We start from the raw sequence: 15,891 nt of genomic DNA, 5'->3' as shown, positions 1-15,891 counted from the left end.
GATCCTGTAAGTAACGAGAGGAGGCGCGCCTACGGTGATGCGTTGCGCGCGTTGTGGTGGAGCCACGCATGCACAGCGGCGGTGCCGTCGAGGCGAAAACGTGCGCTGGTCTGCGCGCGATCGCCGACCAGGATGCTCCAGCCGCCCAAACGATTGGCCGCGTCGAAACCGAATTCGTCGGTGAGGTCGTCACCGACGAACACCGGCGTGCGGCCTGCAAACGCGGCGGTCTGCATCAGCTGCTCGACGGCCAGCCCCTTGTTGCTGCCTTCGGGGACGAATTCGACCACATGGTCGCCCGGTTGCAGGCGATAGCCGGGGAGCTGGGCGATTTCATCCTGGGCGAAGGCCAACACGTCCGGTCCGGCGTCCGGTTGGGCGCGCCAGTGCAGCGCCACGCCGACGCCCTTGTCTTCGACCAGTACGCCTGCGTGTTTGTGCGTCAGTGCCGCAGCGCGCTGATGCAGGCCATGCAGGAAGTCAGAGGTGTCCTGCGGCATGGCGGCGCGTGCGGCGATGTCGCTGCGGAGTTCGTGCCCGTGCAGGCCGGCGGCCGGCAGCAGCAGCGGCGCGAACAATGCATCGAGCTGTGCGAGCGGGCGCCCGCTCACCAATGCGATGGCGCCCTGCAGGCGATCGCTGAGGCGACCAATGGCCTCGCGTACCTCGGGCAGGAGCCGCACGGCCTCGGGGCTGTGGGCAAAGTCGATCAGGGTGCCGTCCACGTCCAGGAACAATGCGCAGGCATCGTCCAGCAATGGCGGCGACGGAAGGGGGGAATGCGCGTCTGCCATTGCGCTAGTGTGCGCAAACCGGTGTGAGATTCAGGTTATGGAACGGCGGGGATTGGGGAGTCGGGATTAGGGATTCGCTGCAGCCGCGCTTGCCAATCCCACATCCCCAGTTCCGACAACTGCCGACTGGCTAGACGATGAGGTAGTGCGGACAAGGCGAATCTGGGTCCGGGATTCGCAGCGATGCTGCTCTTGCAAATCCCAACCCCCGATTTCCCGATCCCGGCTTAAAACGAATACCGCACCCGTCCATACCAATACGCGCCGTTGCTGCCGATCGGCGACAGCACGTCGTAGGGCAGGTTGCCGAAGTAGGCGATGTCGTCGATGGAGCGATCGGAGTAATTGTCCAGGATGTTCTGGCCGCCGATGGCCAGCGTCCACTGCGTGCCCAGGTGATACTCGGCTTCCAGATCCAGCTGCCACTCGGCGCCATAGGTCTGGCGTGGCACGAAGCCGCTGCCGAAGTCGAACACGCGGGTGGCGCTGCCGTAGCGGTTCACGCGCGTCTGCAGGTTCCAGCGTTCGTTGGTCCAGTTGGCGGCCAGTGCGGCACGCGTGCGCGGTGCGGCGTCGGTGAGCGTATTGCTCTCTTCCACGCCGAACAGCACGTAGTCCGGGTTCAATGCCAGCAACTGCCCGGGCGTTGCGATGATGTTCTCCAGCTCGGTCTTGGCGTAGCTGTAGGTGCCGGTCAGCAGCAGATCGCCACCGAAGGCGTATTGGCGCCAGTTGGCCACCAGCTCGGCGCCGCGGGTGCGGGTGTCGGCGGCGTTGAGGAAATAGCTGGCGCTCTGCACGCCGGCGACGCCGAAGTTCTGCTGCACAAAATCGGTCAGCGTGTCGCCGGTGATGTCTTCGGACAAGGCGATGCGGTCGTCGATGTCGATCTGGAAGAAATCCAGCGACAGGTCGAAGTGGTCGCCCAGCTTGCTGGTGAAACCCAGGCTGTAGTTGACCGACTTCTCCGGCTTCAGATCGGTGGCGCCGAGCGCGCGGGCGATCGGGTTGTTGACCGACAGCAGGCGGCCCTGGGTCAGCCGGCCGGCGGCGTCGTAACCGGTGGACGTGGCTTCGTAACCGATCTGGCTCAGCGAGGGCGCACGCACGTTGTTGGAGATGGCGCCACGCAGCGCGAATGCCGGCGCGAACGCGTAGCGTGCGGCAAGCTTGCCGGTCCACTGGCTGCCGAAATCCTGGTAATGCTCGTAGCGGCCGGCCAGGTCGGTGGAGAACTTGTCGCCGAACTGGCTGGAGACGTTGGCATAGGCGCTGGCCACATTGCGCGACAGGTCGGCCTCATCCTGCGGAGTGAGCCCGCCGCCGGCCTGCGAGCCGGTGGGGCGATCGGTGAACGGTCCGGCCGCATAGCTGGCCGGGTCGCCGGCATGGGTGCGGTATTGCTCGCGGCGGAACTCGGCACCGGTGCCGAAGGTATGGGTGGCGCCGGCCGCATCGAACACGCGGGTCAGATCCAGATTGCCCACGGTCTGCGCAAACGCGAAATCGCCGGTCTTGAAGCGCGTGGTGCTGCCCGGCCCAAGCGAGGCATTGAGCGAGTTGCGCAGGCGGTAGGTGAAGTCGTTGCGGCCGTAGTTGACGCTGGCGTCGTAGTCCCAGTCGCCGAGCTGTCCACGCGCGCCGGCGACGAGTTGCAGGTCGCGATTCTCGCCTTCGGAAATAGGCCGGTAGCCGTTGGGGTAGATCTCGCGCCAGTTGGCGCTGCCGTCCGGGTAGCGGAAGTAGTTGGCGCCTTCGGTGTCGCGCTGGTTGTAGGTGCCGAAGGCGTAGAACTCGCCGTTGGCGCTGAACGGAATCTTGGTGTTGAGCCAGGCGTTCAGGCCCTTGGTGGCGCCGTCGCCGAGCACGTAGTTGCGCCGGCCGGCCAGGGCCAGGTTGGCCGGGGTCTGTTCTTCGAACGATGGAATCTGGTCGAAGCCGGCGCGATTGGTCGCTTCGCGATTCTTCAGCTCCAGGCCGACCTTGAAAAAGCCGCCGTCATCGCCGAGCAGCGAGCCGACCTTGGCGCTGGCATAGCTGGTCTGGCCATCGGTGACACGGCGATCGATCGGCTCCACGTCGGTGTTGTAGGCGCCGAAGCTGGCTTCCAGCTCGCCGCGCTCGGGGTTGTCGTCCAGGATCACGTTGATGACGCCGGCGATCGCGTCCGAGCCGTACTGCGCGCCGGCGCCGTCACGCAGCACTTCGATGCGCTTGATCGCATTGATCGGGATGGAATTGAAATCCACCGGCGTGGTGCCCTTGCCGATCTTGCTGTCGGTATTGACCAGCGCCGAGGTGTGGCGGCGCTTGCCGTTGACCAGCACCAGCACCTGGTCGGGCGAGAGCCCACGCAGCTGCGCGGCGCGGATATGGTCGGCGCCGCCGGAGTTGGACTGACGCGGGAAGTTGAACGAGGGCAGCAGCGCCTGCAGCGCGCTGCCCAGCTCACCATTGACCACGCCGGCCTTGCGGATGTCTTCGGCGGTGAGCACGTCCACCGGCACGGTCGATTCCAGCACGGTGCGGTCGCTGGCGCGGGTGCCGGTGACGATCACGGTGTCCAGCGTGGTGGCGCCGGGGGCGGCCTGCTGGGCCTGTGCAGTGGCGCTCAACACGGCGGCGACGGCCAGGCCGATGGCCGAAAGGGTGGGGCGGGTCATGCTCTCTCTCCTGCAACTGCAAACGCGCAGCGGGGTCGGCGTCCGGCCGGCTGGTGCGCAAGGGTCGGACTGTCCTACATTCATCCGGATGGAGAGATATTATCGCGTTGTTCAGGCCTGCGCGAGATGACGCGGTGCGCACGCGTGCATGAGCTGATGGTGCGGCCGCATGAGCGCTGGCACGACTGGCATAACGCTGCAGCAGTGCCGCTCGTACACTTGCGCCCTTGCGCCGGTCGTTTGTACGCGCTGGCCGCGCCGGTGTGCATCGGCGTTCTTAGCCCCCGAAAACGTTGGAGAAATCGATGAAGTTGCTGCCATCCGTGTTGATCGCCGCCGTGCTGGCGTTGTCTGGTTGCGCCACCACACCGGGCAAGGCGCCCGCGGCGGCGGCCACCGCCAGCATGCAGGGCGATACGCAACGTCCCGGCGATGCGCATGGCTGGATACGCAGCGAGCTCTACTTTGGCGTGGGCGAGGAGACCGGCCCGGCCGATCGCCCGCAGACCCGCACCATCGACCAGACGCAATGGCGCGCGTTTCTGGACAAGGAAGTGACCCCGCGCTTCCCCGATGGGCTGACCGTGTTGGATGCCTACGGCCAGTGGCTGTTCCGCGGCGCCAAGGAGCCGAACCGCCTGGGTACCAAGGTGCTGGTGATCTTGCACGAGGACACCCCGCAGCGGCGCCGCGACATCGAAGCGATCCGGCTGGCCTGGAAGCAGGCCACCGGCCACCAGTCGGTGCTGTGGTCGCGGCAGGCGGTGGAGGTGTCGTTCTGAGAGGTGTCGATCGGAGCAGCTGCCAGCGCGGTTGTGTGTCGGTAGCGCGTGCACAGGCGGCGCTCGAATCGGCATCTGTCTGTGCTGCGCGTACGTTGCAGTGATACGCCTCAGTTGCGCCCATCCAGCGAGCAACGCTGTGCAGGGTCATCTGCCGGCTCTGGTGAGCATGCGCGTTGAAACGCTGCACCGAATGCGCGTGAGCGCTGCACGCGTGGCGTTGTCTGCCGCACTTGGCGGGCTGTCATGCGCGGTGGTGGCCCGAGATACCAGTGCGAGGTGACGATCGGCACGCACCGGCGTGCCACCGCGCTGGATGTCGGCACCGATACCACGCCGGTGCCGGTGCGCTAGCGCAGCGCCAACCGTGGCCACATCGTCGGCTGGATCGAGGTCGAGGCGGCGATGAAGTAGCGTAGCGTCGCCACCTCAAGGTCGCCGCACGCAGGACTGGCGGGCGCAGTCGCGGCGACACGGTCTGATCCACCGCGGCGCTGTCGCGCGTGATGAGCAGCGGCTACCATCGGCCGATCCCCACGCTTCCTGGCTCCCATGTCGGCCCCTTCCTCGCGTACTGCGGCATCGCCGCGCTGGTTCGTCGCCGGCGACCTCAATGGCTTCTTCGGCCTGGTCGTCGACAATCTCTCCATCCTCGGCTTCATCGCGATGGCGTTGGTCGGGATGTTCCAGTTCCCGGCCGAGGTGGTGTTCGGGCGCATGTTTCCCGGCACCGCGTTCGGCGTGCTGGTGGGCAACCTGCTCTACACCTTGATGGCGCGGCGGCTGGCCGCACGCAGCGGGCGCGACGACGTCACCGCGATGCCGCTGGGCCTGGATGCGCCGACCAGCATCGGCATGGCGCTGTTGGTGCTGGGCCCGGCATTCGTCGGCTTCAAGGCGCAGGGGCTGGACCCGCAGGCGGCCGCCATCGCCACCTGGAAACTCGGCATGGCCTCGCTGGTGGTGATGGGCCTGCTCAAGCTGGTGCTGTCGTTCGTTGGCGAGGCGGTCACGCGCGCGCTGCCGCGCGCAGCTTTGCTCGGTTCCATCGCCGGCATCGCGCTGGTGCTGATGGGCCTGCTGCCGCTGCTGGAAACCCTGCGTTCGCCGGTGGCTGGATTCGTCACGTTGGGCCTGCTGCTGTATGTGCTGCTGGCCAAGGGCCGCCTGCCGACCAAATTGCCGGGCGTGCTGGTGGCGTTCGTGATCGGCACGGCGCTGTACTACGGGCTGGGGCTGGCCGGGTTGGGCGCGCCGGGCTTCAGCGTGCCGGCGTGGACTCCACCGCAGATCGTGCTGCCGCTACCGAACCTGGGCTTTATCGAAGGATTGCCGGCCACGGTGGCGTACCTGCCATTGCTGCTGCCGTTCGGCTTGTTGATGGTGGTGGGCGGCATCAATGTCAGCGAGAGCGCACGTGCCGCTGGCGATGACTACCGCACCCGCGACATCCTGCTGGTGGAGGCCCTGGCCACGCTGGTGGCCGGCGTCTGCGGCGGGGTGGCGCAGACCACGCCGTACATCGGCCAGCCGGCCTACAAGCACATGGGCGCGCGCTCCGGTTACACGTTGTTGACCGGCGTGTTCGTCGGCATCGGCGGCATGCTGGGTGTGATCTCCGGGTTGGTGCAGTGGCTGCCGCTGGCGGTGCTGGCGCCGATCATCGTGTACGTGTCGATCGACATCACCAAGCAGGCGTTCCAGGCCACGCCCAAACAACATGCCGGCGCGATGGTGCTGGGGTTTCTGCCATCGGTGGCGTACCTGCTGACGATCAAGGCGCCGGGTTGGCTCGCGCCGGAGCAACTGGTTGCGCTGACCACGAAGGTGGATGGCCACGGCCTGCCGGAACTGGCGGTGATCTTTGCGCTCGGCAATGGCTTCATCATCACTGCGATGCTGTGGATCGCCACGGTGGCGGCGATGATCGATGGCCGGCTGCGTCGCGGTGCGGTGTTCTTGCTGGTCGCTGCGGGCCTGACGCTGTTCGGCCTGATCCACTCGGTGGACCCGCGCGGCGGCATCTACCTGCCCTGGTCGCTGCAGGGTCTGGCACGGGTGATCAGCTGGCAGTTCGTCGGGGCCTATGTGGCGCTGGCGGTGACGTTGCTGTTGTTGTCGCTGCTGCCGGCACGCAAGGAGGCGATGCAGTGAAACACCACACGCGTGTGGCCCGATTGCTGCTTGGCAGCGCGCTGGTGCTGAGCGCCGGCGGTGCGTGGGCGGCCTCGTTCGACTGCAAACAGGCCGGTACGCCGGTCGAAAAGCGCCTCTGTGCAGTGCCCGCACTCGGTGCGCTGGACGAGCAGCTGGACGCAAGCTACCAGGCGCTGGTGCAAACGACGCCGCGCGCTGCGGTGGCCGGCGTGCGCGAGCAACAACGTGCGTGGCTACGGCAGCGCAACGCCTGCGCGCAGGACGCCAGGCCGGACGACTGCCTGCGGCACAGCCTCACCGCCAGGGCCGATGTGCTGGCCAAGACACTCACCGTGCAGCAGCAGGCGCTGGACCGCATCATCGCCAGCATCCCCGGCAAGCCTGCCGAGGCTGCGCGGCAGCTGCAGACGTACGACGCACCGCTGGCATCGGCATGGCTGGCGTATCTGCATCAGTTCGTCCCTGCCGCCGGTGTGGACGCCGCATTGGCGAATACGCGGTTCGAGAGTGCGCGCAAGGCCCTGCGCAAGACCGATGACTTTGCGGCATCGTTGCTGGATGACGCTGCCGGCACGCCTGCAACGCCGCAGCACGAACGCGTGCTCATGCTGCTGCGCATGTGGATCGAGCGAGACGACAGCGGGAACCGGCCCTATGTGCATTGCTTCATTTTCGCGGCGGTAGGTGAGCCAGCGTACGAGGCATTCGGGCCGCTGTATGCTTCCACACGCGACTCGTTCGCGCCGGTGTGCAAGCCGCCGGGCGGCTTGTTTGCGCTGGCCAGCTGGAAGCAGCTGGACGATGGGTTCGATCCCCTGATCGACGCCCTGAGCAAGGACGCCGGCACCATCCGCTATGCCAGCTACGCCGAGTGGGGCGTGATTGCGCTGCGCGCATCGGTGTCGCCGCTGCTGTACCTGCAACCGGCATTGCGCAAGCGCTATGGCGACGATCCGGACAAGGCGATTGCGGCCTGGGACGGCGATGGCAGCCAGTGGCCGGCGGCAGATCGCAAGGCGGTGCGCGCACTGTTGCCCAAGGTGCGCGCAGACACCGCTGCGTGGCTGGTGCGTGAAAAACAGCTGCCTGCAAGACAGGCCGATCAGGTGGCAGCGGCAATCGTGGCGGCCTGGGTGAATGCGCGGTTGAACTTCGCCAATTGAACGCGGTTTGTCGCGCATGACGCCTCGTTTTTGGCGTCGGCGGTTCGTCGTTGGTCGTTCGCGCCCGACCTCGCGTCGACCGCCTGGTGCATGACGCGCAGATAGCGTGTTCGCGCTGCGTGCGCATGCCAAAGCCTCGCCTGGCCATGTATGCGCGCAATTGATGAATGCGCGGCCACCTCACATCGATGGAACCACCGCACCATCTCATGGTCACACCCTGGATGTTGTCGATGTCAGGAGTTCCATGATGCAAACCAAGTCCTCGCGCTGGCCGTGGCTGTTGGCCGTGCCGCTCATTGCCGGCGCCGCCTGGTGGCTGTTCCGCGGGCCCTCCGATCCATCGGGCGCGTTGCCCGCGCCGATCAGCCAGACCGCGAGCGCGGTGGCTGCCGCTGTTACCCCGTCACCGCCAGCGCCGGCCGCGCCGCGTCATCCGGTGCAGACGCCATCGGCCGATGCAGCCGATGCAGCGATTCCTGCGTTGGCACAGAGCGACGATGCCGCATGGCAGGCGTTGCTGGACCTTGTGCAACACGACGACGCGCTGTCGATCGTGCTGCGCGCGCATCTGATCGAACGCGTGGTGGTGATGGTGGACAACCTCACCCAGCCCAGCATGAGTCGTCGCGCATCGGTGCTGCAGCCGGTGCCGGGCGAGCTGCAGGTGTCCAACGCCGCCGAGCGCAGCGTGATCGACCAGGCCAACGCTGCGCGCTATGCGCCCTACGTCGCCGCGTTCACCAACGTGGATGCGCACGCCCTGGTGCGGAGCTATGTGCGCTTCTACCCATTGTTTCAGCAGGCCTATGCGAACCTGGGCGCGCCGGACCGTTACTTCAACGACCGCGTGATCGATGTGATCGACCATCTGCTGCGCACGCCGGAGCCAAGCCAGCCGATCGCCGTCGTGCGCGACGCGCGTGGCCGTTATCTCTTTGCCGATCCTGCGCTGGAATCTGCGTCGGTCGGGCAGAAGGCATTGCTGCGGCTGGGGCCGACCCAGGCCGCCGCAGTAAAGGTGCAACTGCAGGCCATCCGTGCGGCGTTGTTGCAGGGCGGCTGAGGCTGTCGGTTCGGCTGCATCAAGAGTAAAGGCCGCATCCGTGCGGCCTTGCACTTGCGATATCAGGCAACATATGGCGGTGCCCGATCACGCGGGAACGGTAACGACAGGATCGAACGCGCAGCACAGGCCAATCGCAAGCATCAGCTGCGCAGTGAGCACGTCGTATCACTAGGCGCCCGCCGCCCGCCGTCTGATGCCGGTACGGCGCCTACGCCGCATCAAGCTCCGGGTAGTGGCGGAAGATGCCGTTGGTGTTGAACGCCACGCGGCGCTCGGATGCGAGGTAAGCGGCAATGCGCGGGCGCCCGGCCACGCGCTGCTGCAGCGACTTCAGCCCCGGCAACTCCTTGGACAACGTCGTCATGCGCTTGGGGAACATGTATTCCAATCCACTGACCAGCTGAAACAGCGACAGATCCACGTACGAATGGGTGCCAAGCGCGTGCGTACCGCCTGCCTGCTGCAGTACATGCTCGAAATAGCCGAGGAACTTGGGTAGCCGGTTGTCGCGCAGATCCTGGGCACGTTTGGCCGCTTCGGCTGTCTGATCTTCGTAGTACAGCCCCACGCCGATGGGGTGATGGGTGTCGTGCACTTCGGCCACCAGGTCGGCGATGGTCAGCTGCAACTGCAGTGCCTGCAGGCGCTGCGCCTCGGCGGCGGGCACCAGCTGCAATTGCGGGCCAATCGCATGCAGGATGGCTGCCACCTGCGCGATCACCACCTCGCCCGCACGCAGAAACGGCGGTGCGAATGGGTGTGCACCCGCGTGCTTGCCTTCCAGGAAGGCGGTCATGACCTCGTCGCCGTCGATGCGCGCCACGTCGGTGTAGCTGGCGCCGGCGTCTTCCAGTGCCAGGCGGACGAATTCGCCGCGACCCTGCAGGCCGGTCCAGTAATAGAGCTGATAGTGCATGCGCTGCTCCGGTGTCGGAATGGCGCAGCGTAGGAAGCGGGCGGCTAGGCGGGCGTGATCGGGGTGTCAGAAGGGTGTGACCCGGCGCTGCAGGGCGGCTGCGCCAGCAGCCAGGCCAGCTTGCGCGTGCGGGGTTGCTGCTTGAGCTGCCACTCGGCACGCGAGGCAGCGGCGCGGTCGGGATACGGGTGACTGGCGAGCACTTTTAGTGGCGGATTTGCGCGTGTGTAGCGCGCGCCGGTGCCACGCACATGCGCGTGAAAGCGGCGCTCCAGATCGTTGGTGATGCCGGCGTAATAGCTGCCGTTGCGACACAGCAGCAGGTAGAGGTGCCAGGGCTTGGTGGATACATCCATGTCGCCATTATCGCCACAGGGCCGGCGTTGTGCATTGGGCCTCTTCCACAGCGCTCACCGGTGGTCTGCAGGCGCTGCAGGGCGTGAGTGAATAACCACCTAAACATTGGTTATTTGACGCTCGTGGCAGCTGCAAACAGCATGCGCTATTGCACTGCACCGCCTTCCCGGCCTGCGCTGCGCCAGCTTCGCTGCGCGTTGATCGCGCTGCCGGACAACCAACTTCACCAACGCTGCTACACGACAGCCGACGCCACGAAAGGACGTACATGCCTGCGCAACACCGGACCCCGGCGGGGATCTTTGCTGCTTCCAGATGGTTGGCCAAACCGCAGGTCTTGGCGTGGAGCCTGGCGTGGGCATGTACGCCAGCGCTGGCCGATGAAGTAGGCGAGACTGCTGCCACGCCGGAGCGTGCCGCGCAGACCCTGGGCGCAGTGACGGTGACCGCTACGCGTCGCGAAACCACCTTGCAGCAAGTGCCGGTGGCGGTGTCGGTGGTGCAGGGCGAGACACTGGAGCGCGAAAACCGCAACAGCGTGGCCGACCTGCCGGCGCTGGTGCCCAGCCTGACCTTTCGCAACGGTGCCTCCAACAAGGACACCTCATTGTTCCTGCGTGGCGTGGGCACCATCTCCACCTCGCCAGGGGTCGAGCCCAGCGTGGCCACGGTGATCGACGGGGTGGTGCTGGGGCGTCCGGGCCAGGCCACGCTGGACCTGCTCGATGTCGAACGCATCGAAGTGCTGCGCGGGCCGCAGGGCACCTTGTTCGGCAAGAACGCCTCGGCCGGCGTGCTCAGTATCGTCAGCAAGCCGGCGCCTGAGGTGTTCGGCGGCTATGTGGATTATTCCCACTTCGGCGGCGGCGACGAAGACCGCATGCGTGCCAGCATCGGCGGTGCGCTGGTGCCCGAGGTGCTCAAGGCCAGCGTGTCTGCGTTGTGGGCCGAATATGGCGGCAACGTGCGCAATGTGGCCGACGGGCAGACCGTCAATGGCTACCGGCGCGCCGGCGCGCGGCTGCGGCTGGATCTCACGCCGAACCCCAGCTTGAACGCAACGCTGCTCGCCGACTACCTGCAATCGAGCAGCGACGCGCCCAGCGGCGTGGTCGTGGCCAGCACACGTGCGGACTTCGCTGCGGCGCTGGCACCAGTGGTTGCCAGTGCCGACAACCGGCAGATCAACAGCGATTACCACACGCATCTGGACGACATCAACAAGGGCGCCTCGCTGCAGCTGGATCAGCACCTCGGCGATGCGCTGTTGACCTCGATCAGCGCATGGCGGCAGTGGGACAACACCCAATTCCAGGATGGCGACCGCACCGCGCAACGCAGCGCGACGTTTCCCGCATCGCATGATCGCGGCGAGCTGGGTTACACGCAGTATTCGCAGGAATTGCGCGTGCAGACCCCACGCGACCGCGCGGTGGAAGCGGTCGCCGGTCTGTATTACCTGCATGCCCGCAGCGACGAAACCTATCGCCGCACGGTGACGACGCCCACCGCCAGCAACGTGGGCGTGGCCGATTACGCCACCCGCGCGCAGACCTATGCGGTGTTCGGCGAGGCCACCTGGCATTGGCGCCCGGATCTGCGTGCGCTGCTGGGTGCGCGCTTTACCCGCGACACGCTCGAGTATCGGCATCAGCGCGTATCCAGCTCGGCCGCACCGGTCACCGGTATTCAGCCGTCCACCGCAAGCAGTGGCAGCACTGCGGAAAACGGCGTGTCCGGCCGCACCGGCCTGCAATACGACATCGATGCGCAGACCACCGGCTACCTGACCTATTCGCGCGGTTACAAAGGCCCGGCCTATAACGTGTTCTTCAACATGCAGCCGCGCGACACGCCGGCGTTGAAGCCGGAGACCTCCAACGCCTGGGAGCTGGGGCTGAAGACACGCGCGCTGGACGACCGGCTCAGTGCGAACGTGGCGCTGTTCCATACCGACTATTCCGATTACCAGGCCAACTTCTTCGACACCGTGGCTGGGCAGGTGGTGACACGCCTGATCAATGCCGGACAGGTGCGTACGCAGGGCTTGGAGCTGGACCTGGATTACCGGCCGACCGAGCGACTTAGTCTGGCCGCATCGCTGGCGTATACGCAGGCGCGTATCCAGCGCTTCGCGTGCCCGGCGGCAGCGGCGGCCAACTGCAATGTCGACGGCAAGCCGTTGCCGTTTTCGCCGGACTGGAAGGGTAACCTGCGTGCCGGCTACCGCGTGCCGCTACTTGGCAGCCTGGCGCTGGAGTTCAACGGCGACGTGAGCTGGCAGGACAGCGTGCAGTACGACCTCAGCCAGACCGCGCAAACCCTCCAGGGCCCATATGCGATCTGGAATGCCAGCATCGCGCTGGCCGATGACGTGCACGGCTGGCGGGTGGCGGTGCTGGGCCGCAATCTCGGCGACCGCGCGTATGCGCCGTTGTTGGCCAATGCCACCGGCAACGTCTACCGGCTGGTACCGCGCGATGATCGCCGCTATCTCGGCCTGCAAGTGCACAAGGATTTTTGAGGATGCAGTCGATGGGTTTCAACAGTGGGTGCAAGGACCGCCAGGGCATCATGTCGGGTGTTAGGCGATGAGCGCGCCACGGCAGCTGTCGCTGGGCGCGTTCCTGATGGCGACCGGCCACCACGTCGCGGCCTGGCGGCACCCGCAGGCGAGCGCGGACACGCTGGACTTTGCGCACTACCGCGAAATGGTGCGCATCGCCGAGGCCGCCAAGTTCGATGCAGTCTTCGTCGCCGACAGTTTGGCCGCAGCCGGTGGGCCGATCGCACCGCGGATGGCGCGTTCCAGCCTGTTCGAGCCGCTGACGCTGCTCAGCGCATTGGCGGCGGTCAGCGAGCGCATCGGCCTGATCGCCACCATGACCACCAGCTATAACGAGCCGTATCACGTGGCGCGCAAGTTCGCCTCGCTGGACCATCTGTCCGGCGGCCGGGCCGGGTGGAATCTGGTCACCTCCGACGCCGCCGACGAGGCGCTCAACTTCAATCGCGATGCGCATTACGTGCACGCCGAGCGCTATGCGCGAGCGCGCGAGTTCCAGCAGGTGGTCGCCGGCCTGTGGGACAGTTGGGACGACGACGCGTTCATCGTCGACAAGGCCGCCGGCCTGCATCACGACCCGGCGCGTGCGCATGTGCTCGATCATCGCGGGACGCATTTCCAGGTGCGCGGGCCGCTCAATATCGCGCGCGCGCCGCAAGGGCACCCGGTGCTGGTGCAGGCCGGCTCGTCCGAGCCCGGGCGTGCGCTGGCGGCGGAAACGGCCGAGGTAGTGTTCACCGCGCAATCGTCGCTGGCCAAGGCACAGGCGTTCTATGCAGACATCAAGGGGCGGCTGGAGCAGTTTGGCCGCTCGCGCGATGCGCTGAAGGTACTGCCTGGCGTGTTCATCGTGGTGGGGCAAAGCCAGGCCGAAGCGCAGGACAAATTCGAGCAGTTCCAGCAGTTGGTGGAGCCGGAGGTGGGTATCGCGCTGCTGTCGCGCATGCTGGGAAACTTCGACCTGTCCGGCTATCCGCCCGATGGCCCGTTGCCGGAGTTGCCGCTCACCGAAACCGGGCAGCGCAGCCGCCAGCAGTTGTTCACCGAACTGGCCGGGCAGGAGCAGTTGAGCATTGCCCAGCTCGGCCGCCGCATCGCCGGTGGGCGCGGCCATTACAGCCTGATCGGCACGCCAACCCAGATCGCCGACGAGTTGCAGGCGTGGTTCGAGCAGGGCGCCGCCGATGGCTTCAACGTGCTGGTACCGCACCTGCCCGGCGGCCTGGTCGATGTGGCGACGCACGTGGTGCCGGAGCTGCAGCGACGCGGCCTGTTCCGACGTGACTATGCAGGGCGTACCTTGCGCGATCATCTGGGGCTGGCACGCCCCGTCAATCGCTTCAGCGCCCGCTGATCTACCGGACAGACCCATGACTTATCTCGCACATCCCGATCGTTACGACCGTATCGCCTACCGCCGTGTCGGCCGCAGCGGCCTTGTGCTGCCGGCGCTGTCGCTGGGCCTGTGGCACAACTTCGGCGACAGCACGCCGATCCAGACGCAGCGCGACTTGCTGCGCACCGCCTTCGATCTGGGCATCACCCATTTCGATCTGGCCAACAACTACGGCCCGCCGTATGGCAGCGCTGAGCTGAACTTCGGCCGCTTGCTGCGCGAGGATTTCAAACCGTATCGCGATGAATTGATCATTTCCACCAAGGCCGGCTGGGACATGTGGCCGGGCCCGTACGGGCAGGGCGGCAGCTCGCGCAAATACCTGTTGTCCAGCCTGGACCAGAGCCTGCAACGGCTGGGCGTGGACTATGTGGACATCTTCTACTCGCACCGTTTCGATGCGGACACGCCGCTGGAAGAAACCGCCGGCGCACTGGCCAGTGCGGTGCAGCAGGGCAAGGCGCTGTACGTGGGCGTGTCGTCGTATTCGGCGGCGCGCACCCGCGAGATCGCGGCACTGCTGCGCGAGTGGAAGGTGCCGTTGTTGATCCATCAACCGGCCTACAACTTGTTCAACCGTTGGCCGGAGCAGGAGCTGCTGGAGACTACCGCAGACATCGGTGCCGGCGTGATTGCATTCACGCCGCTGGCGCAGGGTCTGCTCACCGGCAAGTATCTCGATGGCGTGCCGGCCGATGCGCGCGTCAATCGCCCCGGTGGGCAATCGCTGCGGCCAGAGCATCTGTCCGACGACAACCTGCAACGCGCACGTGGGTTGCATGCCATTGCACGGAAGCGCGGGCAAAGCCTTGCACAGCTGGCACTGGCCTGGGTGCTGCGCGATGCGCGCGTGAGTTCGGCGTTGCTGGGTGCCAGCCGGCCGGAGCAATTGGTCGAGAACGTCGCGGCACTGCAGAACCTGAGTTTCAGCCCGGAAGAGTTGGCCGAGATCGATCGTTTTGCGGTCGAGGGCGGCATCAACCTTTGGGAAAAACCGTCAACCGATTGGCAATGAGGAGATCGTCGATGCGCATGCTGATTGCCTGGGCGCTGATGCTGATGATGAGTGTCGCGTGGTTGCCGTGCGCGTCTGCGGCCGAGCCTGCACAGTTGCGCATCGGCTACCAAAAAGCGGTGTCGAGCATGGTGCTGGCCAAGCAGCATCGCCTGCTGGAGCAGCGCTTCCCGCGCACCAAGATCAGCTGGGTGGAGTTTCCCGCAGGGCCGCAACTGCTGGAAGCCCTGAACGTGGGCAGCGTCGATCTGGGCGGGGCTGGCGATATTCCGCCGTTGTTCGCGCAGGCGGCCGGTGCCGACCTGCTGTACGTGGGCTGGGTGCCGCCGACGCCGAAGGCCGAGACCGTTCTGGTGCCGGCCAAGAGCACGCTGCGGCGCGTGGCCGATCTCAAGGGCAAGCGGGTCGCGTTTCAAAAAGGGTCCAGCGCGCATAATCTGCTGTTGCGGTTGTTGGCCAGGTCCGGCCTGAGTCTGCGCGACATCACGCCGCTGTACCTGTCGCCGGCCAATGCGCGCGCCGCGTTTGCAGCCGGCCAGGTGGACGCGTGGGCGATCTGGGACCCGTGGTATTCGGCCTTGACGCTGGATGGCAGTGCGCGCCTGCTCGCCAACGGCGAGGGGTTGGGGTTGACCGGCGGGTTCTTTCTGTCCTCGCGCCGCTATGCCACGGCGTGGGGTCCGTTCGTGCAGCAAGTGATGGGCACGCTCAACCAGGCCGACGGCCTGCTGGAACGCGACCGCGCCGGCAGCATCAAGGTGCTGGCGCAGGTGAGCGGGCTGTCGCCTGCGGTGGTCGAGCGCACCTTGGCGCATCGCCCGCCTGCCAGCGTGCAGCCGCTCAGCGCCGAGGTCATCAAGGCGCAGCAGGCCACTGCCGATCTGTTCTACGCGCAGCGATTATTGCCCAGGCGCGTGCTGGTGGCACCGGCGGTGTGGCGTGCGCCGGCCGCGGTTGCCGCGCAAGCGGCACGCAAGTGATGCGGGTGGCTGCGTCGCAGATGCGCACCGCCA

Annotated in this window: 12 protein-coding genes; 8 read left to right on the top strand and 4 right to left on the bottom strand. The window is 66.4% G+C overall.

Going from position 1 to position 15,891, the window contains the following annotated elements; all coding sequences use genetic code 11:
• Positions 1-29: 29 nt before the first annotated feature.
• A complete protein-coding gene (otsB, locus tag FHY18_RS05875; RefSeq protein ID WP_259152339.1) occupies positions 30-794 on the bottom strand; it encodes a trehalose-phosphatase in 765 nt (254 codons plus the stop codon).
• 227 nt (positions 795-1,021) lie between these two features.
• Positions 1,022-3,457: a TonB-dependent receptor gene (locus FHY18_RS05870; RefSeq protein ID WP_259152338.1), complete on the bottom strand. Its 2,436-nt coding sequence runs from the start codon at positions 3,455-3,457 to the stop codon at positions 1,022-1,024.
• Between the two features lie 305 nt (positions 3,458-3,762).
• Here FHY18_RS05870 and FHY18_RS05865 point away from each other — a divergent pair, with 305 nt between their 5' ends.
• The 4 genes from FHY18_RS05865 (at position 3,763) to FHY18_RS05850 (ending at position 8,625) form a co-directional block, all read left to right on the top strand.
• Positions 3,763-4,239: a DUF3574 domain-containing protein gene (locus FHY18_RS05865; protein ID WP_259152337.1), complete on the top strand. Its 477-nt coding sequence runs from the start codon at positions 3,763-3,765 to the stop codon at positions 4,237-4,239.
• Between the two features lie 552 nt (positions 4,240-4,791).
• The gene (locus tag FHY18_RS05860) at positions 4,792-6,393 is read left to right on the top strand and encodes a hypothetical protein (protein ID WP_259152336.1); all 1,602 of its coding nucleotides are present in this window, start codon (positions 4,792-4,794) and stop codon (positions 6,391-6,393) included.
• The gene (locus FHY18_RS05855; protein WP_259152334.1) at positions 6,390-7,559 is read left to right on the top strand and encodes a lysozyme inhibitor LprI family protein; all 1,170 of its coding nucleotides are present in this window, start codon (positions 6,390-6,392) and stop codon (positions 7,557-7,559) included. Before FHY18_RS05860 ends, FHY18_RS05855 begins: the two co-directional genes overlap by 4 nt.
• A 250-nt stretch (positions 7,560-7,809) precedes the next feature.
• Positions 7,810-8,625 carry a DUF3014 domain-containing protein gene (locus FHY18_RS05850; protein WP_259152333.1) on the top strand — a complete coding sequence of 272 codons (816 nt, stop codon included), beginning with the start codon at positions 7,810-7,812 and terminating at the stop codon, positions 8,623-8,625.
• Positions 8,626-8,836: 211 nt separating this feature from the next.
• Here the strand turns inward: FHY18_RS05850 and FHY18_RS05845 are convergent, their stop codons facing one another.
• Complete coding sequence (locus FHY18_RS05845) at positions 8,837-9,544, bottom strand: glutathione S-transferase (RefSeq protein ID WP_259152332.1); 708 nt, start codon at positions 9,542-9,544, stop codon at positions 8,837-8,839.
• Between the two features lie 44 nt (positions 9,545-9,588).
• A complete protein-coding gene (locus FHY18_RS05840) occupies positions 9,589-9,900 on the bottom strand; it encodes a GIY-YIG nuclease family protein (RefSeq protein WP_259152331.1) in 312 nt (103 codons plus the stop codon).
• A 269-nt stretch (positions 9,901-10,169) separates the two neighbouring features.
• Here FHY18_RS05840 and FHY18_RS05835 point away from each other — a divergent pair, with 269 nt between their 5' ends.
• The 4 genes from FHY18_RS05835 to FHY18_RS05820 all read left to right on the top strand — a co-directional run bounded on the left by FHY18_RS05835 (position 10,170) and on the right by FHY18_RS05820 (position 15,858).
• Positions 10,170-12,425, top strand: a complete 2,256-nt coding sequence (locus tag FHY18_RS05835; RefSeq protein WP_259152330.1) for a TonB-dependent receptor — start codon at positions 10,170-10,172, stop codon at positions 12,423-12,425.
• Positions 12,426-12,492: 67 nt separating this feature from the next.
• Positions 12,493-13,821: an LLM class flavin-dependent oxidoreductase gene (locus tag FHY18_RS05830; protein WP_259152329.1), complete on the top strand. Its 1,329-nt coding sequence runs from the start codon at positions 12,493-12,495 to the stop codon at positions 13,819-13,821.
• A 16-nt stretch (positions 13,822-13,837) separates the two neighbouring features.
• Complete coding sequence (mgrA, locus tag FHY18_RS05825; RefSeq protein ID WP_259152328.1) at positions 13,838-14,878, top strand: L-glyceraldehyde 3-phosphate reductase; 1,041 nt, start codon at positions 13,838-13,840, stop codon at positions 14,876-14,878.
• A 17-nt stretch (positions 14,879-14,895) separates the two neighbouring features.
• A complete protein-coding gene (locus FHY18_RS05820) occupies positions 14,896-15,858 on the top strand; it encodes an aliphatic sulfonate ABC transporter substrate-binding protein (RefSeq protein WP_276577177.1) in 963 nt (320 codons plus the stop codon).
• Positions 15,859-15,891: the final 33 nt, after the last annotated feature.

The sequence above is a fragment of the Xanthomonas sp. 3793 genome (assembly GCF_024806835.1).
GTDB lineage: Bacteria > Pseudomonadota > Gammaproteobacteria > Xanthomonadales > Xanthomonadaceae > Xanthomonas > Xanthomonas arboricola_F.
Note: the sequence above shows the minus strand (reverse complement) of the source record. Positions and strands in the feature narration are given on the sequence as shown.